At 66.0% G+C, this 21,532-nt stretch carries 21 protein-coding genes and 1 pseudogene; 9 read left to right on the top strand and 13 right to left on the bottom strand.

The features are described 5' to 3' along the window. Positions 1 to 87 precede the first annotated feature (87 nt). The 4 genes from M5C96_RS11685 to M5C96_RS11700 form a co-directional block, all read right to left on the bottom strand. A complete protein-coding gene (locus tag M5C96_RS11685; RefSeq protein ID WP_272569252.1) occupies positions 88 to 585 on the bottom strand; it encodes an EVE domain-containing protein in 498 nt (165 codons plus the stop codon). 132 nt (positions 586 to 717) lie between these two features. Beyond that, positions 718 to 3,570, bottom strand: coding sequence for a DEAD/DEAH box helicase (locus M5C96_RS11690; RefSeq protein ID WP_272569253.1), 2,853 nt, complete (start codon positions 3,568 to 3,570; stop codon positions 718 to 720). Positions 3,571 to 3,631: 61 nt separating this feature from the next. Then, a complete protein-coding gene (locus tag M5C96_RS11695; protein ID WP_272569254.1) occupies positions 3,632 to 4,153 on the bottom strand; it encodes a hypothetical protein in 522 nt (173 codons plus the stop codon). 14 nt (positions 4,154 to 4,167) lie between these two features. Continuing rightward, entirely contained in the window at positions 4,168 to 4,419 is a 252-nt protein-coding gene (locus M5C96_RS11700) for a GlsB/YeaQ/YmgE family stress response membrane protein (RefSeq protein ID WP_272569255.1), read from the bottom strand. 269 nt (positions 4,420 to 4,688) lie between these two features. On the opposite strand from M5C96_RS11700, the gene M5C96_RS11705 reads away from it, so the two are divergent. Further along, positions 4,689 to 5,045, top strand: a complete 357-nt coding sequence (locus tag M5C96_RS11705) for a hypothetical protein (RefSeq protein WP_272569257.1) — start codon at positions 4,689 to 4,691, stop codon at positions 5,043 to 5,045. Positions 5,046 to 5,095: 50 nt separating this feature from the next. On the opposite strand, the gene M5C96_RS11710 is transcribed toward M5C96_RS11705, so the two are convergent. After that, the gene (locus tag M5C96_RS11710) at positions 5,096 to 5,647 is read right to left on the bottom strand and encodes a C40 family peptidase (protein ID WP_272569691.1); all 552 of its coding nucleotides are present in this window, start codon (positions 5,645 to 5,647) and stop codon (positions 5,096 to 5,098) included. A gap of 266 nt (positions 5,648 to 5,913) precedes the next feature. Here M5C96_RS11710 and M5C96_RS11715 point away from each other — a divergent pair, with 266 nt between their 5' ends. From M5C96_RS11715 to M5C96_RS11735, 5 genes are all read left to right on the top strand, one after another. Continuing rightward, positions 5,914 to 7,017, top strand: coding sequence for a PQQ-dependent sugar dehydrogenase (locus M5C96_RS11715; RefSeq protein WP_272569258.1), 1,104 nt, complete (start codon positions 5,914 to 5,916; stop codon positions 7,015 to 7,017). Between the two features lie 125 nt (positions 7,018 to 7,142). Next, complete coding sequence (locus tag M5C96_RS11720) at positions 7,143 to 7,745, top strand: isochorismatase family protein (RefSeq protein WP_272569259.1); 603 nt, start codon at positions 7,143 to 7,145, stop codon at positions 7,743 to 7,745. A gap of 157 nt (positions 7,746 to 7,902) precedes the next feature. Beyond that, the gene (locus tag M5C96_RS11725; protein WP_272569261.1) at positions 7,903 to 8,358 is read left to right on the top strand and encodes a hypothetical protein; all 456 of its coding nucleotides are present in this window, start codon (positions 7,903 to 7,905) and stop codon (positions 8,356 to 8,358) included. 163 nt (positions 8,359 to 8,521) lie between these two features. Continuing rightward, entirely contained in the window at positions 8,522 to 8,890 is a 369-nt protein-coding gene (locus M5C96_RS11730; protein WP_272569263.1) for a VOC family protein, read from the top strand. Positions 8,891 to 8,926: 36 nt separating this feature from the next. Continuing rightward, positions 8,927 to 9,334 (top strand): GFA family protein, encoded by a 408-nt coding sequence (locus M5C96_RS11735; protein WP_272569265.1) that lies wholly within the window; start codon positions 8,927 to 8,929, stop codon positions 9,332 to 9,334. 190 nt (positions 9,335 to 9,524) lie between these two features. Here the strand turns inward: M5C96_RS11735 and M5C96_RS11740 are convergent, their stop codons facing one another. Continuing rightward, the gene (locus tag M5C96_RS11740) at positions 9,525 to 9,650 is read right to left on the bottom strand and encodes a hypothetical protein (RefSeq protein ID WP_272569266.1); all 126 of its coding nucleotides are present in this window, start codon (positions 9,648 to 9,650) and stop codon (positions 9,525 to 9,527) included. Between the two features lie 45 nt (positions 9,651 to 9,695). Between M5C96_RS11740 and M5C96_RS11745 the strand changes: the two genes are divergently transcribed. Further along, on the top strand, positions 9,696 to 10,781 hold the full coding sequence (locus M5C96_RS11745) for an IS5 family transposase (protein ID WP_272569564.1): 1,086 nt from the start codon (positions 9,696 to 9,698) through the stop codon (positions 10,779 to 10,781). Between the two features lie 104 nt (positions 10,782 to 10,885). Here the strand turns inward: M5C96_RS11745 and M5C96_RS11750 are convergent, their stop codons facing one another. After that, a complete protein-coding gene (locus M5C96_RS11750) occupies positions 10,886 to 11,737 on the bottom strand; it encodes a DMT family transporter (protein WP_272569267.1) in 852 nt (283 codons plus the stop codon). Positions 11,738 to 11,832: 95 nt separating this feature from the next. Here M5C96_RS11750 and M5C96_RS11755 point away from each other — a divergent pair, with 95 nt between their 5' ends. After that, the gene (locus M5C96_RS11755; RefSeq protein ID WP_272569268.1) at positions 11,833 to 12,702 is read left to right on the top strand and encodes a LysR family transcriptional regulator; all 870 of its coding nucleotides are present in this window, start codon (positions 11,833 to 11,835) and stop codon (positions 12,700 to 12,702) included. A gap of 178 nt (positions 12,703 to 12,880) precedes the next feature. Here M5C96_RS11755 and M5C96_RS11760 read toward each other — a convergent pair. Continuing rightward, positions 12,881 to 14,499 (bottom strand): annotated as a pseudogene (locus tag M5C96_RS11760) (methyl-accepting chemotaxis protein). A gap of 286 nt (positions 14,500 to 14,785) precedes the next feature. Between M5C96_RS11760 and M5C96_RS11765 the strand changes: the two are divergent. Then, on the top strand, positions 14,786 to 16,717 hold the full coding sequence (locus tag M5C96_RS11765; protein ID WP_272569269.1) for a propionate--CoA ligase: 1,932 nt from the start codon (positions 14,786 to 14,788) through the stop codon (positions 16,715 to 16,717). 67 nt (positions 16,718 to 16,784) lie between these two features. Here the strand turns inward: M5C96_RS11765 and M5C96_RS11770 are convergent, their stop codons facing one another. The 5 genes from M5C96_RS11770 to M5C96_RS11790 are packed head-to-tail and all read right to left on the bottom strand — an operon-like array spanning position 16,785 to position 21,002. Then, entirely contained in the window at positions 16,785 to 17,978 is a 1,194-nt protein-coding gene (locus tag M5C96_RS11770; protein WP_272569271.1) for an MFS transporter, read from the bottom strand. Positions 17,979 to 18,009: 31 nt separating this feature from the next. Beyond that, positions 18,010 to 18,612, bottom strand: coding sequence for a DUF1349 domain-containing protein (locus M5C96_RS11775; RefSeq protein WP_272569272.1), 603 nt, complete (start codon positions 18,610 to 18,612; stop codon positions 18,010 to 18,012). Positions 18,613 to 18,614: 2 nt separating this feature from the next. After that, positions 18,615 to 19,268, bottom strand: a complete 654-nt coding sequence (locus M5C96_RS11780) for an HAD family hydrolase (protein WP_272569273.1) — start codon at positions 19,266 to 19,268, stop codon at positions 18,615 to 18,617. Beyond that, complete coding sequence (locus M5C96_RS11785) at positions 19,268 to 19,945, bottom strand: dihydrofolate reductase family protein (RefSeq protein WP_272569274.1); 678 nt, start codon at positions 19,943 to 19,945, stop codon at positions 19,268 to 19,270. The genes M5C96_RS11780 and M5C96_RS11785 overlap by 1 nt, the downstream gene beginning before the upstream one ends. Before the next feature lie 37 nt (positions 19,946 to 19,982). Further along, positions 19,983 to 21,002, bottom strand: a complete 1,020-nt coding sequence (locus tag M5C96_RS11790; protein ID WP_272569275.1) for a zinc-dependent alcohol dehydrogenase — start codon at positions 21,000 to 21,002, stop codon at positions 19,983 to 19,985. Between the last annotated feature and the right edge of the window lie 530 nt (positions 21,003 to 21,532).

The following is a 21,532-nucleotide window of genomic DNA, read 5'->3' on the forward strand; positions in this document are numbered from 1 at the left end:
GGAGTGAAGGGCAGGCCATGATAGGCACGGGCACCAGGTGCTGCACCCGTGGCCGGGCGGCACCTTTGGGCCCTCGCAGGGCGCGGCTCAGGCGGGCGGCGCCGCGTCCAGCACGTCGACGACCCGCTTCCAGTCCGCTGCATCGACCGGCGTGATGGACAGGCGGCTGCCTTTTTGCAGCACCTGCAGGCCGGCCAGTTCCGGCCGGGCGCGCAATTCGGCCAGGGGCAGCAGGCGGGTCTTGCGCACCGCCTGCACGTCCAGCAGCAGCCACCGCGGTTGGTCCGGGCGGGATTTGGGGTCGTGGTAGGGCGATTCGGGGTCGAACTGCGTCGGGTCCGGCCGGGTGGCGGATGCCACGCGCGCCAGGCCGGCAATGCCCGGCTCCGGACAGCTGGAGTGATAGAACAGCACGCCGTCGCCCACCTGCATGCCGTCGCGCATGAAGTTGCGCGCCTGGTAGTTGCGCACGCCGGTCCAGGGCACGGTGGCATCCGGGGCGGCCAGGGCGTCGTCGATGGAGCATTCCTGCGGCTCGGACTTCATGAGCCAGTAGCGGGGTTCGGGGGGCGGGGTCGTCGTCATGGCGCCATTCTGGCGGGATGCGGCGCAAGGATCGAGCCCTTCCTGCCGCCAGAGGGCTTTTGCTATTTATTTAATAGCAATGAGGGCATGATTCAATAGGGCATGGTGGCAAAAACACCTCTATTCGCGGATTCACCGCATGCGCGCCGGTCCCGTGCCGCCCCACCGGATCGCATCGTGCGCCGGGATGGCCAGTGGGTTGTCCTGGGGTTCCGACAAGGGGGCGAGCAGGGCGTTCAGGTCCGCCTCGCTGAACTTGGCCGCACCCGCGGCGTCGTGCCCCAGCACCCCCTGCGCCAGCGCCTGCTTGCGGGCCTGCAGTTCCAGCATGCGTTCCTCGATGCTGCCTTCCACCACGATCTTGTAGACGAACACCGGCTGGTCCTGCCCGATGCGGTGGGCACGGGCGGTGGCCTGCTCCTCCACGGCGGGGTTCCACCAGGGGTCGAGGTGGATCACCGTGTCGGCGGCGGTCAGGTTCAGGCCCACGCCGCCGGCCTTGAGGCTGGCCAGCAGGACGGGCGGCGCGCCTGCATCGCCGCGGTCCTGGAAGCGCCGCACCACGGCGCCGCGCGCGCGCGGTGGGGTGTCTCCGGTCAGCGCGAGGAAGGGCAGGGCGAGCGCTTCCAGCGTTTCGGCCACCAGGGCAAGCATCTCGGTGAACTGCGAAAACACCAGCACGCGGCGCCCTTGCGCGACCAGGGCGGGCAGCGCGTCGGCCAGCCATTCGAGCTTGGCGCGTTCCATGGTGGCGGGCTGCGCCCGGGCGGCCTCGCTGCCCTTGACCAGGCGCGGATCGCAACACACCTGCCGCAGCTTGAGCAGCGCATCCAGCAGGGTGATCTGCGCGCCGTCGAAGCTCTGGCGCTGCAGCACGCGGCGCACCTGCTTGTCGGCGGCGGCACGCACCGCCTCGTACAGCTCGCGCTGGCGGCCCTGCAGCGGCAGCCGCAGCACGACGTCGGTGCGCGGCGGCAGTTCGGTGGCCACGTCCTGCTTACGCCGGCGCAGGATGAACGGGCGCACGCGCCGGGCCAGCACCTCGGCCCGCAGGGTTTCGCCGTTCTCCTCGATGGGCTTGCGCCAGCGTTGGGAAAAGCTGCGCGCATCGCCCAGAAAGCCGGGCATGAGGAAGTCGAACTGCGCCCACAGCTCGCCCAGGTGGTTCTCCAGCGGCGTGCCGGTCAGGCAAAGCAGATGCGGGGCGTTCAGGCGCCGCAGGGCGCGGGCGCTGCGGCTGCCGGCGTTCTTGACCATCTGCGCCTCGTCCAGGATCAGCAGGTGCCACGGCTGCGCGGCCAGCGCGTCGATGTCGCGCCACACCAGCGGGTAGGTCGTCAGCACCAGGTCGTGCTGGCCGATGCGGGCAAAGCGCTCGCGCCGGTCCGCGCCGTGCAGGCTGAGCACGCGCAGGCCCGGGGCCATGCGCTGCGCCTCCGCCTGCCAGTTGAAGACGAGCGAGGTGGGCAGCATCACCAGCGCAGGGTGCGCCAGCCGGCCCGCTTCCTTTTCGGTGAGGACATGGGCCAGCGCCTGCGCGGTTTTCCCCAAGCCCATGTCGTCGGCCAGAATGCCGCCCAGCCCTTGGGCGCGCAGGTATTGCAGCCATGCGAGGCCGTCGAGCTGGTACGGCCGCAGCGGCACCTGCAGCCCGGCCGGCGCGGCCACGGGCGCAGGCGTGCCGATGGCCTTCAGCCGCCGCGCCAGATGGGCCAGCCCGGCATCGCCCTGCAACTGCCAGCCGTTGTCCCAGCCGCTGACCGTGCCCACGCGGTGCGCCTGCACCAGGCCGGAGCGCAGGGCCTCGATGCGCCGCATTTCCCAGGGACCCAGGCGCAGCGGGTCGCCGTCCTGGCGCTGCCGGTCGGCGTTGCGCCGCGGATCGGTGAGCAGGTCCACCATCGCGCCGACGATGGCCTTGAGCGGCGCCGCGGGCGCATCGATGCGCCGCCCGCCGGGCGCGCGCAGCGAGACGGTTGCGTGATCGTCGATGGCGGCCATCTGCGCGGCGTTCAGCCAGCGCGGCGCGCGCCGGAGCAGATCGGCCAGCAAGGGCGCCAAGTCCAGCGTCTCGCCGTCCACCTCGATGCCCAGGCTCAGCAGCCAGGCCCCTTCGCGTTCGGGCAGATGCAGCTTTTGCACCGGGCGTTCGCGCGGGCCCAGGGGGCCGGCGAGGTCCTTGCCCAGCAGCTCGCCGGTGTCGGGGTCCAGGCGCAGCGTCCAGCGCTGCACGGGAACGCTCTCGTGCGCGAAGCCGGGCAGCACCGACACGGCCCAGCCATGGGCCTGTAGGCGCGGCACCTGCTCGGCCCAGAAGTCGCCGAAGGCCGCCTCCTGCGGCAGCGTCCAGACAGGGCCCAGCACGGGAGCACCCGCACGGTCGCGCCACTGCAAGGCCGTTTCGGGCACCGGCAGCAGGCCCAGGTCGCGCACGAGGTCGATGGCGTCCGCCTCGGCCACCCCATCGCGCTGCAGGCGCAGCACGGGGCCGCCGGTGTCGTACAGCTCCTGCACGGCCGGCGGGCGGCTGTTGAGCACCGAGGTGGGGGCGGGCGTTTCCCAGGCGGCGCCGTCCGGCGTGCGGTAGGTCCAGTCGATGCGGGCCAGCGTGACCTGGTCGCCGCGCGGGCCGATCGGCCCGTGGGGCCGCAGGCCCAGCAGGCCGTCGCCACGGCCCAGCGTCCGCAGCGTGATGCGCGGCTGGAATCGGCCCGGCGTGGCGAGGGTGCCGTCCGCCGGGCCAGGCGGGGCGGACGGGGCGGACGGGGCGGACGGGGCGGACGGGGCGGACGGGGCGGCGGCGCGCATGCGCGCCATAACCTGCGCGGCCTCGGCATCGGACAGGGTGGGCAGCCGCGCCAGTGTGGCGGCATCTGCCTGGCACTGCAGCGCGGAGACCCAGGCGCCGATCGCGTGCTCGCGCGCAGCCGAGGCAACGGAAGGGCGCTTGGCGCTAGGGGAGTCAGCGGGGAGGCGCGGCGGCATGGGCGGCCATTGTGCCGGGCGAGCGGCCGCGTTCGCATGCGGGGGCCGCCGGGTGGCGGATTCAGCGCTTCGAATCGGCCCCTGGCGCCGGCAAGGTCAGTTGGGCCGCCTTGGCGACTTCCACGCAATCGCGCAGGTGCTGCTCGCCGAGCAGGCGCAGCGTGGTGTAGCCCAGCACGGCCGCCACGGCCTGGCCGGCCAGCGGCACATATTTGGCCGCCTGCTTGGCCGTGAGGCGCATGCCCACGGCCTGGGTGGCCCGGATCACCAGCTCGCGGGTGACGAACTTGCCGATCAAGGCCGACCCGACGAGGCCGACCGCCTTTTGCACCTGCTCGCGCTTGTGGGGCGTGAGCCGGTCGATCTGCTCGGGCGTCAGGCCGAACTCCGCATTGATCTGCGGCACCAGTCGGGACAGCAAGGCCGCGTCCACCGCCCAATCGAGGCCCGAAATGGGCACGGTGCCCGCCGCGGCGGCCATCAGTGCGCGCCGGTGCAGCAGGCGCCGGCTGCGCTGCACGGCTGCCAGCAGATCGGGGTCGTTGCCGGCCAGGGCCGAGGCGCTGGGAACACGTTTCGCCACGGGGCGGCCGCCTTTCAGTTCTTGCTCTTGAAGAAGCTGTACACCACCAGCAGCAGCATCGCGCCCAGGATGGAGGCGATCCAGCCGGCTGGCTCGCCCTCCTGGTACCAGCCCATGGCGAGTCCGATGTAGGTGGCCAGGAACGACCCGGCCACGCCGAGCAGCGCCGTCATGATCCAGCCGAGCTTGTCATCCCCTGGCTTGAGCGCACGGGCGAGCAAGCCCACCACGAGACCGACGAGAAGAACACCGAGGACGGAAAACATGGGCAGGCACTTTCTGGTTGAGATAGGGCGAATCTACCCGGCGGCCCCCAAGGCGCCATGTCGGACGAGGCGCACTGTGCTGCCGGCCGAAGATAGGGGTTTTCGGGGAAGATCAGGCAGCGGGGAAACGGCGTGCGGGGTGTGGGAGCCGGCCGACAAGCCGACGCGCGTGAATCCCGCGCTTGGCGAATTGCGGGCTGGATAAGGTCATGGCTCTCCCACAAAAAAAGAAAGGAAAGCCCATGCCCATCCGATCCCCCCGCACTTTCTTGTCCGCCACCGTGTTGGCATTGGCCGCGGCCACCGGGGGCGCCATGCTGCCCTCCACGGCCCTCGCACAGAGCGATCAGGCATCGCTGGAGCGCGGCGCACGGCCGGACACCACCCCTGCGCAACGCTATCAGACCGCGATCCGTGAAGCGGGCGGTGGTTTGAAAGTGGGTTTGGAAGAATGCCGTGCGGGTGAAGCAGGTGCCCGCAAGTCGTGCGAATCACAGGCCCGGGCGCGCTACCAAGCCGACATGGCTGCCGCCAAGGAAATGCTGCGCAATCCCGATGCCCGTCCCGTGAATGTGGTGGGCGAACCCATTCGCAGCACGGAAACAACGACCGTCATCAAACCCTGACAGGCCCAGGCGGCTTCACCATGCGCACGCGGTGCACCACGCCAGAGCGCTCAGTTGGCGGAGCCGTCCTTGCCGCCGTCTTCGGTACTCACGCGGCGGGCGCCGTTGAAGCGGCGCTGCCAGTAAGAGGCGCCCATGTCTTCCACGCGGACTTCCGCACCGCTGCGGGGCGAGTGGATGAACTTGCCGTCACCCACGTACATGCCCACATGGCTGAACGCGCGGCGCATGGTGTTGAAGAAGACGAGGTCGCCCGGTTGAAGGTCTTTCTTCTCGATCTTCTCGGTGGCGGCCGCTTGCTGGTCAGCCCGGCGCGGGAGTACCAGGCCCGCCGCCTTGCCGTAGATCGTGCGGATGAAGCCGCTGCAATCAAAACCGGTTTCGACGTCATTGCCACCCCGGCGGTAGGGCACGCCGAGAAATCCCATTGCCGTGGCAACGACTTCTCCAGCCTTGTCCTGCACGTTGTGCCGGGCTTCCTGGAATTGCGAAAGCATGGTCCTTTCGCGGACAAGACGGTCTAAATCATCGGAGGGCGCATTGTTGGGGGCGGCGTGGGCGCTGGCGCAGGCCAGCAACAAGAGGCAGATCCATCGAGACATGGGGCGCGAGGTTATCACGCATGTTCTGGCTTCCATTAGCAAAAATTGTCGCAAAACCAAAGCCCCATGGCTTTTGGCTATGAAGCGGCTGCGTGGCATGCTCTTCCCTCTCGCAACGAAATTCGGCGAGTCCTACTTTTCCCTGGGGACGCGATGACTGGCAGGCCCTTGTGTTACAAAATTTCCGCTGTATGAAATTCGATAAATCTGGCTCTCTGTCTTCTGTTTTTTACCGGCTGTTATTGGTTACATCTGGCGCTGCGGCAATGTTGTCCGGCGTGGAGGCCCGCGCCCAACCGGCTACTCCCGTCGTGCCGCAGGCAGCAAAGACGCAAGGCCAGGCGGGGACTGTGGCCCAGGATCTGGCCAACCCCTGGGCAGTGGCGTTCCTTCCGGGCGGACGGTTCCTGGTGACGGAGCGCTCCGGCCGTCTGCGGGTGATCGAGGCCAATGGCCGGATCCATTCGCCCGTGTCCGGCCTGCCGCCGGTCGTGTTCGGCGGGCAGGGCGGCCTGCTCGATGTGGTCACCGACGCGGATTTCGAACGCAACCGGCGCATCTTCTTTTGCTACTCCGAGCCTGCGCCGCAGGGCGAGACCGGCAACAGCACCGCCATGGCGAGCGCGGTGCTGCCCCCCGGCGAAACTGCCTTGACCGACGTGCGGGTGATCTTCAGCCAACGGCCCAAGGTCCAGAGCTCGCTGCACTTCGGCTGCCGCATTGCGCAGGCCCGGGACGGGTCCCTCTTTCTGGCCGTGGGCGAGCGCTCCTCCCGCAAGGAAGACGCCCAAAAGCTCGACGGCCACCTGGGCAAGATCATCCATGTGCAGCCCGATGGCTCGCCGGGCCCGGGCAACCCGACCGGGGCCGGCGCGCTGCCCGAAATCTGGAGCTGGGGCCACCGCAACCCGCAGGGCGCGACCATCGCCCCGGACGGGCGGCTGTGGATCCACGAGCACGGCCCGCAGGGGGGCGATGAAATCAACGTGCCCCAGGCCGGGCGCAATTACGGCTGGCCGGTCGTCACCTACGGCGAAAACTATGGCGGCGGCAAGATCGGAGAAGGGCTCACGCACAAGGCGGGCATGGAGCCGCCGCTGCACTACTGGGTGCCGTCCATCGCGCCCTCGGGCATGGCCTTTCTGACCAGCGACCGCTACGGCGCCGACTGGCGGGGCAGCCTGTTCGTCGGCTCGCTCAAGTTCAGCCGGCTGCACCGGCTGGAGCTGGCGAACGGCAAGGTGGTGCGCGACGAATACCTGCTCGGCGGCCTGGCCGAACGCATCCGCGACGTGCGCCAGGGTCCGGACGGCTGGCTGTACTTGCTGACCGATGGACCCCAGGGCCGGCTGCTGCGCCTGACGCGCTGACTACCACTGGGCGGATCGGGCGTTCCCGCGCCGGTCCCCCCCGTCGCACGCCCCCAAGGAACCTGCGCCAAGCACGGCTGCGACAATCCCCGAATCTTTCACCTTTTGCCCAGCGCACCCCGCCCATGCTGCTCGACGCCTCCGAATCCCAACTCGTCCTGGTCGATTACCAGGAACGCCTGATGCCCGCCATCTTCGAAGGCCCAGCCGTGCTGGCCAACGCGCTGCGCCTGGCCCGGGCGGCCCAGTTGATGGAGGTGCCGGTATGGGGCACCGAGCAAAACCCCTCGCGCCTGGGGCCCAACGATCCGGCGCTGCGTGCGCTGTGCCGCAAGACCCTGGCCAAGATGCATTTCAGCGCGGCCGAGGAAGGCCTGGGCGAATGGTTGCGCCCTGAGCCCAAGCCGCCTGCCGGCAACGCCCGCAGCCTGCCCAAGCACCTGCAGAAACCCCAGCCCACGGCCGAAGAGCCCGGCGCCATCGTGATCGCCGGATGCGAGGCCCATGTGTGCCTGCTGCAGACGGCGCTGGACCTGCTGGAGGACGAATTCGACGTGTGCGTGGTGACCGACGCCTGCGGCTCGCGCACCGAGCGCAACCGCGACGCCGCCTTCGACCGCCTGGCCGGCGCGGGCGCCGAACTGGTCACGACGGAGATGGTCATCTTCGAATGGGCGCGCACGGCGGAACACCCGGCCTTCAAGGATTTGCTGGCGCTGGTGAAGTGAGCCTGGGGTGGGGGAGCGGGCGGGGGAGCCTGCCCCTGTCCCATCCCTGGGCAGCGCCCGGCGACCGGGTCGATAGGATCTGATCGCGTCCTTCGCAGCCGCCCCTCCGGTGCGGCTGCAAGGTTTGGAGTTTTACCCCACAAGGAGTTTTCACCCCATGCATTGGAAGTCCGCTTTCGCTTTGCTCGCCCTGTCTGGTGCGACCCTGCCCACATTCGCGCAATCCGACCGGCAAGTGGCCGAAGACATGGTGACCCGCTCAGCCAATGTCTGCCCTGGCCACAGCACCGAGCGCACCACACCCACGGTCAAGGCCGTGCCCGTCGGCGCATTGCGGGTCATGCGGGACCGCGGCCTGGTGATGTGCCCGGACCGTCGCCTCGATGCCGACGCACCGGCCGTGTTCTACGGCAGGGTCGGTGTGTTCGCATGGAACCCGGAAGTGGCGGCTGCTTCGGCCGTGATCGTCCAGCAGATCGGCGCCATGACCCGCAAGGACGAATACCCGGTGGAGACGCTGGTCTGGGATGCCAAGGGCGCCCCCCTGAAACAACGCACCGTGCCGGCCTTCGAACCCAGGCCCGGCGCGGCGGTGCTGTACAAGATCCGTTGAGGCGAGGGTGACCGCTGTGGCGGCCGGGTCCTGTGCCTCGGCGTGAATTGATCTGCCGCAATGCAGATTGGCAAGCCAGCCGCTACAACCGCTTGGTCCGGCTTAGCGGAAACGGGGCCGAAGGGGCCGGCCTCCACCCTCACATCCCCGAACGGGAGTTCTCATGTTCGACCACATCGGTATCCGCGCCAGCGACAGCGAGGCCAGTGCGTCCTTCTTCCTGCGCGCCCTGGCGCCCCTGGGGATCGCCGTCGCCATGAAGGGGCCGCACGGGGCGGGCCTTGGCAAGAACGGCAAACCCTCGCTCTGGATCTACGATGCGGAGGACCGGCCGAGCCCGCTGCACTTGGCTTTCACGGCAGAAAGCCGGCGCCAGGTCGACGCGTTCCATCGTGCGGCGATCGAAGCCGGGGGCCGGGACAATGGCCCTCCCGGACTGCGCTTGCACTACCACCCGCACTATTACGCCGCTTTCGTCATCGCGCCGGATGGCCACAACGTGGAAGCGGTGTGCCATCTGCCGCAGGAATGAAGTGGCAATCCGACACCACGGCCGAAGGAGCCAACGATGAAGGTTGAAGGAAGTTGCTACTGCGGCGCCATCGAATACGAAGCGCAGGTACAGCCCGGCACCACGACGGTCTGCCACTGCGCGGACTGCCAAGCCCAATCCGGCTCCGCCTTCTGGGCAAACATCGCCGCGCCGGCAGACGGTTTCCGGCTGATCAAGGGGCAGCCCCGCACCTACACCAAGACGGCCGCCAGCGGCAACCAGCGCCTGCTTGCGTTTTGCGAAGTCTGCGGGAGTTCGCTGTATGCCTGTGCGCTCGAGAATCCGCAGTCCTACTCGTTGCGGATCGGCACTTTGAAGCAACGGCAGGAACTGGGCACCCCGCAGCGCCAGATTTGGACACGGCGTCGTCACGATTGGGTGGGCCTGCCAGACAGTGTGGAGTCGTTCGACGGGCAGCCATGAGCCGGGCAGGGCGGTGCCCGTGCCACTGCAACCCTGCAGGTTCGCAGAAGCTGCCGGGTTCCTCCATCTGCAAAGCCTGGCGAATGGCCTCTGACGGGCGTGTCGGCAGAAGTCGGCCGCCAAAACATCTTCGCGAGAGGACTCCTGGCGCGGCATGCGGGCGCGCTCCGGTCCAAGTCGCGTGACCGGGCTATCGGGTCTTGATGACGAAGAGCGCCAGAGCCATCAGGCCGACGCCTGCCAGTTGGGTCGCGCTCAGCATCCGGCCATAGACCGCCCAGTCCAGCAGCACTGCCGGGAACCTCTCAAAACCCATCCGGTCCCTTGTTGATCGAGAATGCGTGCTCCATCCTTTGCCATGATCACTCCCCGTAGCGCCCTGAAGTTCGACCTGTTCGCTGAGGCCTCGCGCCAACACAAGAGAGATGAGGTGGGCGATCCGCTGCAGGTGATCGCGCGGCACATCGACTTCGCAGAACTGGCCCGGCTGGTGGATGCCTTGATCGAACGCGGGGGTGGCCGCCGGGGCGGTCGGCCCGCCTACCCCACCGAGGTGATGGTGCGCATCCTGGTGTTGAAGCGGCTGTACAACCTGTCCGATGAGCAGATGGAGTATCAGTTGCTGGACCGGGGGAGCTACCAGCGGTTTTGCCTGTTGCAGGATGCGATGAACGTGCCGGACCGCAACACGATCTGGCGCTTTGGCGAGCGCCTTGGCGTGGGCGGGGCAACGGCCTTGTTCCAGGGGGTGGATGCCCAACTGCAGCGCCACGGCTACATCGCCCGGGGCGGGCAAGCCATTGATGCCACGCTGGTGCCCGCGCCCCGACAGCACATCGGCCAGCAGGAGCGGCGAACGCTGGCACAAGGCGGGCAGCCGGACTGGAGCCAAGCGCGACGCAGGCAAAAGGATGTGGAGGCCACGCACACGAAGAAGCACGGCAAAAGCCACTTCGGCTACAAGCTCAGCGTGAGCGTGGACCTCAAGCACGGCTTCATCCGCCGCCTCGCCACGGGCACGGCCAGCGAGCACGACGGGCACCACTTCGATGAGGTGCTGGACATGCACAACACCGGGCGGGCAGTGCATGCGGACAAAGCCTACCCGAGCCGCCAAAGGTGCCAGATGCTGAAAGTGCTGGGATTCGTGGATGCGATGCAGCGCCGTGCGCAGGCGGGCCGACCACAGAGCGAATGCCAGAAGGGGCGCAACCAGCGCATCGCAAAGAAACGAGCCAAGGTGGAGCACGTGTTCGCCGGTATCCGCCACCTGGGGGGCAAGTTCGTGCGCACCATCGGACAGGCGCGCGCCACGGTGGGGATGACGATGATGGCCGCCTGCTACAACATGAAGCGACTGGCCTGGTTCCTGCATCGGGGCGTGGATGCTTTCTTCAAGCCCGCCACTGGCAAGGCACAAGTGCGCCTGCAAACGGTGAAAGCCTGAGCCACCGGGCCTGCAAGGCCCCTCATGCACCCAGGCGCAGACCGTTGCTGGGCCTCATCACGCTCAAACGGCTACTGGCGCCCACTCCTCCCTATTCGGATTCGTCAAACATGGGGTTGTGAGAGGCTCCCTGCCGTCAATGGATAGACATACTGCAACACGGCGACCCTGCCCAGAGTCAGGCAGGCCATTCCCGTGAACAAAATCGCATAGGCCAGACCGGTATGCAGCACGCCCAGTCCGGCCAGCCAGGCCCATGCGGCGGCGTCCGAGGGCCAGCCATGCGCCCATGGGACCCACAGCAGCACCAGCATCCCCACCGCGCACTGCCACCACGCCAGTGCGAACGGGGTGACAACCTTCTCTGTCTTGGCGATGATCGTCACGCCGGCGTAGCTGAGCGATCCTCCCAGGCACATCAGCAGGCCCGTCAGGTAGCCGGACCCGGACGCGCCGGCCACGGAGCCACCGCCCCACAGGCCGGTCGTCAAGACCAGACCGCCCAATGCCACGGCGGTTGCGGCTTTCTGCGCCGCAGTGACATGCTCGCGCAGCACCAGCGCACCGAACACCATGATCCACACCGGCTGAATGTGGAAGACCACCGTCGCGACGGCAATCGACGTGCGCGGTATGGCGGCAAAGAACAGCGCCCAGTTCACGACCATCAGGCAGCCCGTCGCGCAGACGATCCACCCACTGCGACCGCGCAGGCGAAGCTCTCGGGTTCGGCCCGTGGCGACGCCCCATGCCAGCAACGCCAACGCTCCGAATGCGCAGCGAAACAGCACGGTCACCAAAGGGTGTTGATTCGCCTCTTCGACGAACACGCCGACGGTGCCCAGCAGCACGCCCCCGGCGATCATCAGCCATTGGCCCCGTGCTTCCCGCTTGGCGCAAGCGCCGACCTCAATGGGGCGCGATGGTTGAAACGTGACGGAAGGCTTGTGGTCCATGCCCCGATGCTCATGCCGCGGCGGATTGCCGTAAAGCAAATAGTTCGATAGCCTGATATTCGACAATCGAATTCAACAAGCATCGAAAGCATTCAATGACTTATCCCGATCTGCAAATCGACTGGCTGCGCGCCTTTGTGGCGGTGGTGGATGCGGGATCGCTCTCGGCGGCAGCACCCCTGGTTCACCGTTCACAGGCGGCCGTGAGCATGCAGATCAAGAAACTGGAGGCCGCCTTGGAACGGCCGGTGCTGCTGCGCGGGCCTCGCCACCTGCAGCTGACGCCGGCGGGCGCCGAGCTGCTGGGCTATGCGCGCCGCATGCTGGCCCTTCAGACGGAAGCACAGACGGCGCTTTTCGGGCCGGACTTGTCCGGACGCGTGCGACTCGGCGTTCCCGATGACTATGCATCGACCTACCTGACGCCGGTGTTGCGCAGCTTCGCGGGCCGCTACCTGGGGGTGGAGATCGAGCTGACCTGCGAGCAATCCACTTCGCTCATTCCCAAGGTCGTGCGGGGTGAATTGGACCTGGCGCTCGTGTCCCGCGACAAGCCGCAACGGGGCCGGCTTCTCTTTCAGGAGCCCTTGGTCTGGGCCGGCGCTGCGCAGCATGAGGTGTGGCGCAAGACCCCGCTGCCCATTGCCGTCTACGAGGAAGGCAGCATGGCTAGGACCGCGGCGCTGTCCAGCCTCGCGGCCCATCGCCGTGCCTACCGCGTCGTGTACCACAGCTCGAGTCTGGCAGGACAACTGGCTGCGGTGGAAAGCGGCCTTGCCGTCGCGGTCTTTACCCGCTGCAGCGTGCCTGCCCATCTCCAGGTATTGCAGAACCTGCCCGCGGGATTCGAGCTGCCCCCCTTGATTTCCATGGAAGTGGCCGCGCTGCGCAGCAAGGCATCCAGGCACTCGGCGGCAGTGGACGCCATGCAAGAGCAGCTACTGAAAACGCTGGCCAGGCCCTAAGTCCGGCGCCTCGATGGCGTGCGGTGTTGGCAAGGGTGTTGTCACCAGGCCGACATCGGCACCATGCGCCCCGAGTCGTGGAGAACCGTCACCGCCAGGAGGCCGACATTCCCTTTCCATGCGCTCCATCGCCAGCCGAGCGATTCGTGCGCCGATCTGAAACGGCCCCCGCGCTCCCTCATTGAAGCCGCGGCACGCCAGCCCCCGAGGGCGAACCAAGCGCCCCGCGCGCCACGCCCGCGCTGCCCATCGCATTGAGCCGGAACCGCGCCACCGTCGCCGCCAGGCTGCTGGCCTGGTCGTTCAGGCTTTCCGCGGCGGCCGCGGATTCCTCCACCAGGGCCGCGTTCTGCTGGGTCATCTGGTCGAGTTGGTTGACGGCGGTGTTCACCTGGCGGATGCCGTCCGACTGCTCGGAGGTGGCGGCGGTGATCTCTCCGATGATGTCGCTCACGCGCTGCACGCTGTTCACGATCTCTTCCATGGTCGTGCCTGCGTCCTGCACCAGGCGGGAGCCTGCCGCCACTTTCTCGACCGAGTTGCCGATGAGGGCTTTGATCTCCTTGGCCGCGTCGGCCGAGCGGCCGGCCAGGCTGCGCACCTCGCTGGCCACCACCGCGAAGCCGCGGCCCTGCTCGCCGGCCCGTGCGGCCTCGACGGCGGCATTCAGCGCCAGGATATTGGTCTGGAAGGCGATGCCGTCGATCACGCCGATGATGTCGCTGATCTTGCGCGAGCTCTGGTTGATCTCGTCCATGGTGGAGACGACCTGGGTCACCACCTGCCCGCCGCGCGCGGCCACTTCGGCAGCCGAGCTGGCGAGCTTGTTGGCGGTGGCGGCGGAGTCGGCCGACTGGCGCACGGTGGCGGTCAGCTCTTCCATGGAACTGGCGGTTTCCTGCAGGTTGCTCGCAGTCTGTTCGGTGCGCTGGCTAAGATCGGCGTTGCCGGTGGCGATCTCACGCGTGGCGGTGGCGATGGAGTCGGCGACGTTGCGCACCTCCATCAGCGAGCTTCGAGCGCACCGCGCATGGAGGCCAGGGCGCGCAGCAGCATGCCGGTTTCGTCGGTGGCGTGGCGGCCGTGGTCCTGGCCGGTGAGGTCCATGGCCGCGATCTGCTCGGCCACCTGGCGCGCTTCGGCCAGCGGCCGCGTGATGCTGACCGTCAGGCGCCAGGCCAGCAGCGCCGCCAGCAGCAGCGAGCCCACGCACAAGGCCGTCAGCAAGCCGGTGGCGGCCTGGCTGGCCGCGCGGATGCGCTCGCCCGCCGCGTCCAGCTCGCTGCGCTGCAGGTCGGCCATCCTGGCCATGGTCTTTTGCAGGTTGACGGACGCTGGCTCGTAACGTTCGGAGAACGCCCGGGCCGTGGCCTCGGCATTGCCTTCCTTCTTGAGGCGCGACACCTCGTCGCGGGTGGAAAGGTACGCCTTGCGGTTCTCTCCGATCTGCGCGAACAGCGCCCTCTCGGCGTCGCTGTCCAGCATCTTCTCGATCTGCTGCTGCAGCGCCGACGACTGCTTGCTCGACTCGGCCGCGGTGGCGGCGAAGAAGTCCGCCAGCGAGGGATCGCTGCTCTTGGCGATGGCGGCCACGCGCTGCGCGCCGTTGGTGATGTTGCGATACCAGTCGCTGGCAGCCCGCTCCTTCGCCAGCGACGTGTTGAGCATGGTGTTCATCTCTTGCGTGACGGCCCGGAGCTGGACGATGCCGTACAGGCAACTGACCAGAAACAGCACCAGGATGGTGCCGAGCACGAGTGCCAGGCGGCGGCCGATGGTGAAACGGGTGGGTGTCATGAAGGTGCCTTCCAGGACGCTGAGCCAGAGGAAATGGGAAATGGGGCCTCGGGTGACTGGGGTGGATGCCCTTGCCCGATGTTTCAAAGTGTAGGTGGGCCGTGCGCCAAGGTGGGGAGGGCAAACGAGAGCATGCCGCCTCGCATGGCGGAATTCGCTCCATTGCGACAGTGGGCGGGGCGCGTGGTGGTCAGGGGGGCCGGCCGCAGCGCCGTCAGGGCGGCGTCGGGATCCGTGGGCAGAATGGCGCGGTCCTGGCAAAAGAACGATCCCAAGGAGACAAGCCATGCCCCGTTACGCCGACTTCCATCGCCGGTCCCTCGACGACCGCGACGCCTTCTGGGCCGAGCAGGCCCGCCTGATCGACTGGCACACCCCGCCGAAGCAGATCTGCGATTCCAGCCATCCGCCGTTCGCGCGGTGGTTCGTGGGGGGCACCAGCAACCTGTGCCACAACGCGGTGGACCGCCACCTGGCCCGCCGGGCCGACCAGCCGGCGCTGATCGCCGTCTCCACCGAGACGAACACCGAGCGCACCTATTCCTTTGCCGAACTGCATGTCGAGGTGCAGCGCATGGCGGCCGCGCTGCGGTCGCTGGGCGTGGGGCAGGGCGACCGCGTGCTGATCTACATGCCCATGGTGGCCGAGGCGGTGTTCGCCATGCTGGCCTGCGTGCGCATCGGCGCGCTGCACTCCGTGGTGTTCGGCGGTTTCGCGGCCGCGTCGCTCGCCACGCGCATCGACGATGCCGAGCCCGTGGCCATCGTGAGCGCCGACGCGGGATCGCGTGGCGGCAAGGTGGTGCCCTACAAGCCGCTGCTGGACGAGGCCATCGCCCAGTCGCGCCACCAGCCCGCCGCCGTGCTGCTGATCGACCGGGGCCTGGCGCCCATGGCCCGGCAGGCCGGCCGCGACCACGACTGGGCGGCGCTGCGCGAGCAGCACCTGCATGCCGAGGTTCCTTGCGAATGGGTGGACGCCACGCACCCCAGCTACACGCTGTACACCAGCGGCACCACCGGCCGGCCGAAGGGCGTGCAGCGCGACACGGGCGGCTATGCGGTGGCGCTGGCGGCCAGCATGCGGCACATCTTCGGCGTGCGCGCTGAAGAGTGCGGGGCAGCGGCCGAAGACGCCGCTGCGAACCCGGGCGTGTTCTTCGCCACCAGCGACATCGGCTGGGTGGTGGGCCACAGCTACATCGTCTATGGCCCGCTGATCGCCGGCATGGCCACGCTGGTGTACGAAGGCCTGCCCACCCGGCCCGATGCGGGCGTGTGGTGGGGCCTGGTGGAAAAGTACCGCGTCACGCACATGTTCTCGGCGCCGACGGCGGTGCGGGTGCTCAAGAAGCAGGACCCGGCCTTTCTGCGCCGGCACGACGTGTCCAGCCTGCAGGGCCTGTGGCTGGCGGGCGAGCCGCTGGACGCGCCCACGGCCGAGTGGATCGCCCAGGCGCTGGGCGTGCCCGTGATCGACAACTACTGGCAGACTGAAACCGGCTGGCCCATCCTCACCCTGGTTCGCGGCGTGGAGCCGCAGGCGGCGCGCCTGGGCAGCCCAGGCCGGGCGATGTACGGCTACGACGTGAAGCTGATCGACGAGGCCACGGGCGAGGAACTCACCGGGCCCGACCAGAAGGGCGTGCTCGCCATCGAAGGGCCGCTCCCTCCGGGTTGCCTGCAGACCGTGTGGCGCGATGACGAGCGCTTCGTGCAGACGTACTGGCAAAGCCTGCCCGGCCCCATGCGCTACAGCACCTTCGACTGGGGCATCCGCGACGCCGATGGCTACTACTTCGTCCTGGGGCGCACCGACGACGTGATCAATGTGGCCGGCCACCGCCTGGGCACGCGCGAGATCGAGGAGAGCATCGCCGGCCACCCGCAGATCGCCGAGGTGGCGGTGGTGGGCGTGGCCGATGCGCTCAAGGGCCAGGTGGCCATGGCGTTCGCCGTGGTGCGCGATGCGGCGGCGGTGGCGGACGACGCGGCGCGCCTGCGGCTGGAGGGCGAGGTGATGCAGCAGGTGGCCCAGCGCCTGGGCGCCGTGGCGCGGCCGGCGCGCGTGCATTTCGTGGCGGCACTGCCCAAGACGCGCAGCGGCAAGCTGCTGCGCCGCGCCCTGCAGGCCGTGGCTGAGCGGCGCGACCCGGGCGACCTCACCACGATGGAAGACCCGGCGGCGCTGCAGCAGGTGAAGGAACTGGTGGGCTGACGGACCGATTCGCCAGAAGATGGAGGCCACCGCACCGGGTGGCCGATAGGGGAAACCGGCTTTTGCGTCAATGCGCCAGGGCCGGTGCCTGCCTGCGCGACCGCCGAGACATCCACAAGAGCAAGCCGATCATGCCCGCCGGACAGAGCGCGACGGCCAGCAGCCCGATGTGTATTTCCGAGTATTCGATGATGATGCCCACCAGCCAGGGTATCAGGCTGCATCCGGCATTGCCGAAAGCGGTCAGCACACCGAACATGGTCGCCCCACCGCGAGGGTAGGCGTCCGCCGTGATGGCCAGCATCGTGGGCCACAGGCAACTGCCCGAAAACCCAGCGGCAATGCTGGCGGCGATGGCCACGGCCGGGCTTGGCGGAAAGCTGATGATGAAGAAAAGACCGATGGTCACGGCACAGCAGCCCAGCATCAGGGAAATCGGCGCAATGCGTTCATGCAGCAGGGCCGCGGCCATTCTGCCGAGTGCCATGCCGACGGAAAACCCGGCCAGCGCAAAGCCGCCCACTTCCTTCGAATACCCCAGCCCCTGCTCCGCATAGGTGGGTAGCCATTGCGACAGCCCCGTTTCCGTGGCGCCCCCGAGAAAGATGGCGATCAGGCACGCGATGAAGTAGGGCTGCTTGATCAGCTGGGGCATGGCTTCCCGTTGCGCGTCTTCCTGGATCAGGGGCGGCAGCCTCAATCCGAGAAACAGCAGGAAGGTGACGATCGGCGCGATCGTGATGCCCAGAGCAACCATGCGCCACGACACGTCCCATTTCAGGCCGATGCTGGCAATCAGCACGGCACCCACCGCCCCGACGCAGAAAAACGCATGCAGCCAATTCATGGCCGCGCTGCGGCGTTCGGGCTGGAGTGCGACCACGATGGGACTGAGGATCATGTCCAGCACGCCAGCGCCGAATCCCATCACGGCGACGGCAAACAGCAAAAAGGCGTAGGAAGGGGCAAAGCCGACCAAGACCAAGCCGGCGGTGGTGGTGATGAGCCCAAAAAGAATGATCCGCTTGGCATCGCCTCGGTCCGCCAAAGGCCCGGTCACCAAGATGGCAATGATGAAGCTGAGAAACATGATGGCCGGGATTCGCCCCAGCTGCTCCGCGGTCAGCCCGCCCTGTTTCCCGAAGGTGTCGCTGAACGTGGTCAGGTACACCGGCAGAAAGTTCAGGGCAATGGCCAAGCACATCATGGCCGCGTAGCAGACGTAAAGCGCGCGGCGGTTCTGATCGACTGAAGTTTTCATGGTGAATAGGGATATGGGTATGGCTGCTGTCTCAGAAGCGGGTGGAACCGTGTTCTTTCCAGAGGCATTCCGTCCACTCGATTTCCGAGAAATGCGCCTCGAATGACGAGTCGCCCGGGCTGCTGGCGAAGAACCCGAATCGAACAGCGCCTTGCGCATGGAATAAATGGAACATGCGCATCATGCTGAAGCGGATTCCGTCGGAGGAGTTTTCAAGTAGAAAATCGCTGCCCCTTCGGCTCAGCCGGTAATGCATGGTTTGCGTGGTCCGGTCATAGTTGGCCATGGACCAGTCTGAAAAACCATGGTTGGTCACGACGGCGAACAATTGCTGAAAACCGTTGCTCTGGTATTCGATACCGCTCTTCATCCAGGTATTTTTGTCCTGGTAGATGAACAGGCCGCATTGGTCGAAGTGCACTTTGGAATCGAAGGCAACCTTGGCCTTCAGGGTCCAGAATGGTTCCTCGCTGGAAAGGACGAGCGCAGGTGCGTTGTCGTATTCCAGCCCGTAATAGGTACCCTGCCAAAAATCCGTATCCGGGGTGGTGCGAATGACGATTTCCTGATCGGTGATGGAAGACGACGCCGGTGGATTGATCCAGTTCAAATCCGCGATGTTGAATTTTTTCATTTTCATTGCTCAAGAAACCACTTCGTGATCTCGTCATGGTGGCGCACATGCCGATCCGCCGCGCTCAAATCCTGAAGTCCCGAATGGGGGTTGACGAATCCGATGCAGAACATGCCCGCGGCTTTGGCAGCGGCCACACCGTGGCTTGAATCTTCGATCACCGCACATTCGTGGGGAGCGACACCCAGCCGGCCGGCAGCCAAAAGAAAGATTTCGGGGTCGGGCTTGCTGTTTTTGACGTCCGTTCCACACACCACACGATCGAAAAAAGGCAGCAGTGCGGTTTTCCGCAAAATGACTCCCACCAGTTCAGCGGGCGAAGACGAAGCCACGGCGCAAGGTATTTCCGCTTCTTTCAACTTGACGAGAAAATCCGGCACCCCGGGCATGGCCGAAAGGGGGGCCATGCCCATGGCCCGAACCACCTGCTTTTGGTGTTGTGCCATCAAGAAATCCAGCGGTTCGGCCAACCCATGCTCCGCCTTGATGGTGCTCCACATATACTGCTGCGTGGTTCCCACGAAACGCGACAGCCCTGCCGTGTCGAGGGCCACGCCGTAGCGGGCGTAGGAAAGCCTTTCCTGCTCCATATAAAGGGGTTCGCTGTCGACCAGTACCCCATCCATATCGAAAATAACGGCGCGGATTTCCGGCATCAATGCGTCCTTTGCGGTGCCAGCTCGCGCTTGAAATGCATGAGGTTGTAGTTGGAGCGCGCATCGAAGGCATGCAGCTTGAATGACTTGGTCATTTCGATGTTCCGATAACCTTCGCCATCCGTCAGCGTGGTCGTTTCCGAGCCGCCGATGATGATGGGCAACTGCATGAGGATGATTTCGTCCACCAGGTCGAGATCGAAAATCTGCCAATTCAACTGGCCACCGCCCTCGACCATGATGTGCCTGATTCCGCGCGCTTCCAGCAAAGGGAAAAGCAGCTTGAAATCCACCTGCGATGCACCGACGAAAATCACTTCCTTTCCCTGGGCGCGAATCTGCTCCACCATCTCGTGGTCGCGCGCTTGCTCCGTCGTGGCGATGATGGTTTCTTCAGGCGAACTCAGGACCTTGGCGGACACGGGAAAGTCCAGCGATGTCGTCGGAATGATGCGGATGGGGTTGCGCCCGGCCTCATAACGGTTGGTCAACTGGGGATCGTCAGTGACGATGGTTTTGCGGCCGACCATGATGGCGTCCACCTCGCCGCGAAATTTATGGATGAAGCGCATGTCGTCATCGTTGAAACGCTGGAACAGCGCCTTGCTCGATGCCCCATTGCCCCCCAACGTCAATTTGCCGTCGATGGAAATCTGGCTGAATACAGTAACCTTCACGATAACTCCCTTTGGTTTTTTGATGGCTGGCTGGGGTTTAAAGGTATTGCGGGTTCGGCGTGAACACGCCCTTGATCGTGGGCACAGACGGATCATTCAATAACCCATCGAATGCCGCGGCGTAAGCCTCCAGTCCGTAGCGGTGCGTTACCAATCGGCCCAGTTCGGGCAGCATTTTTGCCATGCGCAGTGCGCGGGGAAAATGCTGGTTGTATTCGCCAGCTGAAATAATGCTGATGGCGTTGACAAGAAAATGCTTGACGGGCAGCGGGTACTGATAATTGCCGTTGAATCCGAAAAGGACGATTTTTCCGCCCCGGCGAATGTATCGAGCGGCCGTGCCGAGCTGATTGCCAACGGTATCGATGGCGGCGTCCACATGGCCTTGCTGCATGCGGGCCTCGAGGTCGTCGGGGTGCATGACCTCCAATCCGAGCGAACGGCCGAATGCGATCCGATGTGGATTCAGATCGGTGGCGAGGGTCTGAACGCCCATCGCGCGCAAAAGCAGTTGTGCGACCAGGCTCATGGGGCCGGAGCCGAGCAGCAAAACCCTTTGGCCTGCCTGAATCGCTGCCTGGTCGATGTTGTTCAAAATGCAGGCGACGGGTTCGATCAACACGCCAGTCTCCCAGCGCATGTCGTCCGGCAGGGGATAGACGAACCGCTCGCGGGTGGTGAAGCGTTCGGCAAAGGTGCCATGCTTGTTGACCCCCGCGATATTCAGCGTTGCATTGGCGCCGCCATTGCAAAGGTGGGTTTGGCCGGAGGCACAGAATTCACAGGTTCCGCAGTATTCGTTGGGATCCACCACCACCCGCATTCCGGGGCGCAGGTATTTGACGCCTGCGCCCACCCTGGTGATCACACCGACTGCCTCGTGACCGCGAACTACGCCGATTTTCCCTTCCTCCCGGCCGGACAAGACCGCCAGGTCGGTGCCGCAGATGCCTGACAGGACAATATCGATTTCCACGCCATCGACTGCAAATGCATCGATGTCGTGATGGGTGATCAAACCCAGTTTTTGCTGATCGATCAAACCAAGTGCGTTCATACCGTCTTCATACCTCCGAATGATTTTTTTGCGAAAGCCAGCGCGGAATCCGCATTGGCATGGCGTGGCAGACCATGGGTGAAGCCGCCAGTTGCAGCGTCAGTGATTCATTGATAACTTTTGCATTGACAGGGGTGCCGCCATTCTTCCTCTGGCGAAAATCGCCCCGTGTCAATGGCATTTAAATAAATGGCATTCAAGGCAATTTCACTCCGGCTGCTTGTGAATCAAATGCCCTGCGATACTTTATCCCAGTTGATATCCAAAATATTTTATTCAGAGAATGAATATTTTAAATATCAACAATATTCTTATGGCGTTAATCAATATTGCCTTATATGTATTTAAATCATTCTTGTTTTTCAGAATGAAATGGCCGGAGCGGGGGGGGGCCGGCCAGGCGAGGCCCTCCGCTTGCCGTGCTGCGCGAGCCAAAGGGGCGTTGAATGGGGCGCCTTGTCGGCTACCCGTGGTGGGGCAGGCCGGTCACCTGGCTGGAATCGCAATCACGCCATACCGCCAATTGCTAT

The organism is Acidovorax sp. GBBC 1281, from assembly GCF_028473645.1.
GTDB lineage: Bacteria > Pseudomonadota > Gammaproteobacteria > Burkholderiales > Burkholderiaceae_C > Paracidovorax.

What these genes read in the sequence shown, in the direction of transcription:
- M5C96_RS11715 (WP_272569258.1), top strand. Translation starts at nt 5,914, where the DNA reads ATGTTGTCCGGCGTGGAGGCCCGCGCCCAACCGGCTACTCCCGTCGTG.
- M5C96_RS11775 (WP_272569272.1), bottom strand. Translation starts at nt 18,612, where the DNA reads ATGAAAAAATTCAACATCGCGGATTTGAACTGGATCAATCCACCGGCG.
- M5C96_RS11690 (WP_272569253.1), bottom strand. Translation starts at nt 3,570, where the DNA reads ATGCCGCCGCGCCTCCCCGCTGACTCCCCTAGCGCCAAGCGCCCTTCC.
- M5C96_RS11750 (WP_272569267.1), bottom strand. Translation starts at nt 11,737, where the DNA reads ATGGACCACAAGCCTTCCGTCACGTTTCAACCATCGCGCCCCATTGAG.
- M5C96_RS11685 (WP_272569252.1), bottom strand. Translation starts at nt 585, where the DNA reads ATGACGACGACCCCGCCCCCCGAACCCCGCTACTGGCTCATGAAGTCC.
- M5C96_RS11700 (WP_272569255.1), bottom strand. Translation starts at nt 4,419, where the DNA reads ATGTTTTCCGTCCTCGGTGTTCTTCTCGTCGGTCTCGTGGTGGGCTTG.
- M5C96_RS11765 (WP_272569269.1), top strand. Translation starts at nt 14,786, where the DNA reads ATGCCCCGTTACGCCGACTTCCATCGCCGGTCCCTCGACGACCGCGAC.
- M5C96_RS11735 (WP_272569265.1), top strand. Translation starts at nt 8,927, where the DNA reads ATGAAGGTTGAAGGAAGTTGCTACTGCGGCGCCATCGAATACGAAGCG.
- M5C96_RS11790 (WP_272569275.1), bottom strand. Translation starts at nt 21,002, where the DNA reads ATGAACGCACTTGGTTTGATCGATCAGCAAAAACTGGGTTTGATCACC.
- M5C96_RS11730 (WP_272569263.1), top strand. Translation starts at nt 8,522, where the DNA reads ATGTTCGACCACATCGGTATCCGCGCCAGCGACAGCGAGGCCAGTGCG.
- M5C96_RS11740 (WP_272569266.1), bottom strand. Translation starts at nt 9,650, where the DNA reads ATGGGTTTTGAGAGGTTCCCGGCAGTGCTGCTGGACTGGGCGGTCTAT.
- M5C96_RS11770 (WP_272569271.1), bottom strand. Translation starts at nt 17,978, where the DNA reads ATGAAAACTTCAGTCGATCAGAACCGCCGCGCGCTTTACGTCTGCTAC.
- M5C96_RS11780 (WP_272569273.1), bottom strand. Translation starts at nt 19,268, where the DNA reads ATGCCGGAAATCCGCGCCGTTATTTTCGATATGGATGGGGTACTGGTC.
- M5C96_RS11710 (WP_272569691.1), bottom strand. Translation starts at nt 5,647, where the DNA reads ATGTCTCGATGGATCTGCCTCTTGTTGCTGGCCTGCGCCAGCGCCCAC.
- M5C96_RS11755 (WP_272569268.1), top strand. Translation starts at nt 11,833, where the DNA reads ATGACTTATCCCGATCTGCAAATCGACTGGCTGCGCGCCTTTGTGGCG.
- M5C96_RS11720 (WP_272569259.1), top strand. Translation starts at nt 7,143, where the DNA reads ATGCTGCTCGACGCCTCCGAATCCCAACTCGTCCTGGTCGATTACCAG.
- M5C96_RS11725 (WP_272569261.1), top strand. Translation starts at nt 7,903, where the DNA reads ATGCATTGGAAGTCCGCTTTCGCTTTGCTCGCCCTGTCTGGTGCGACC.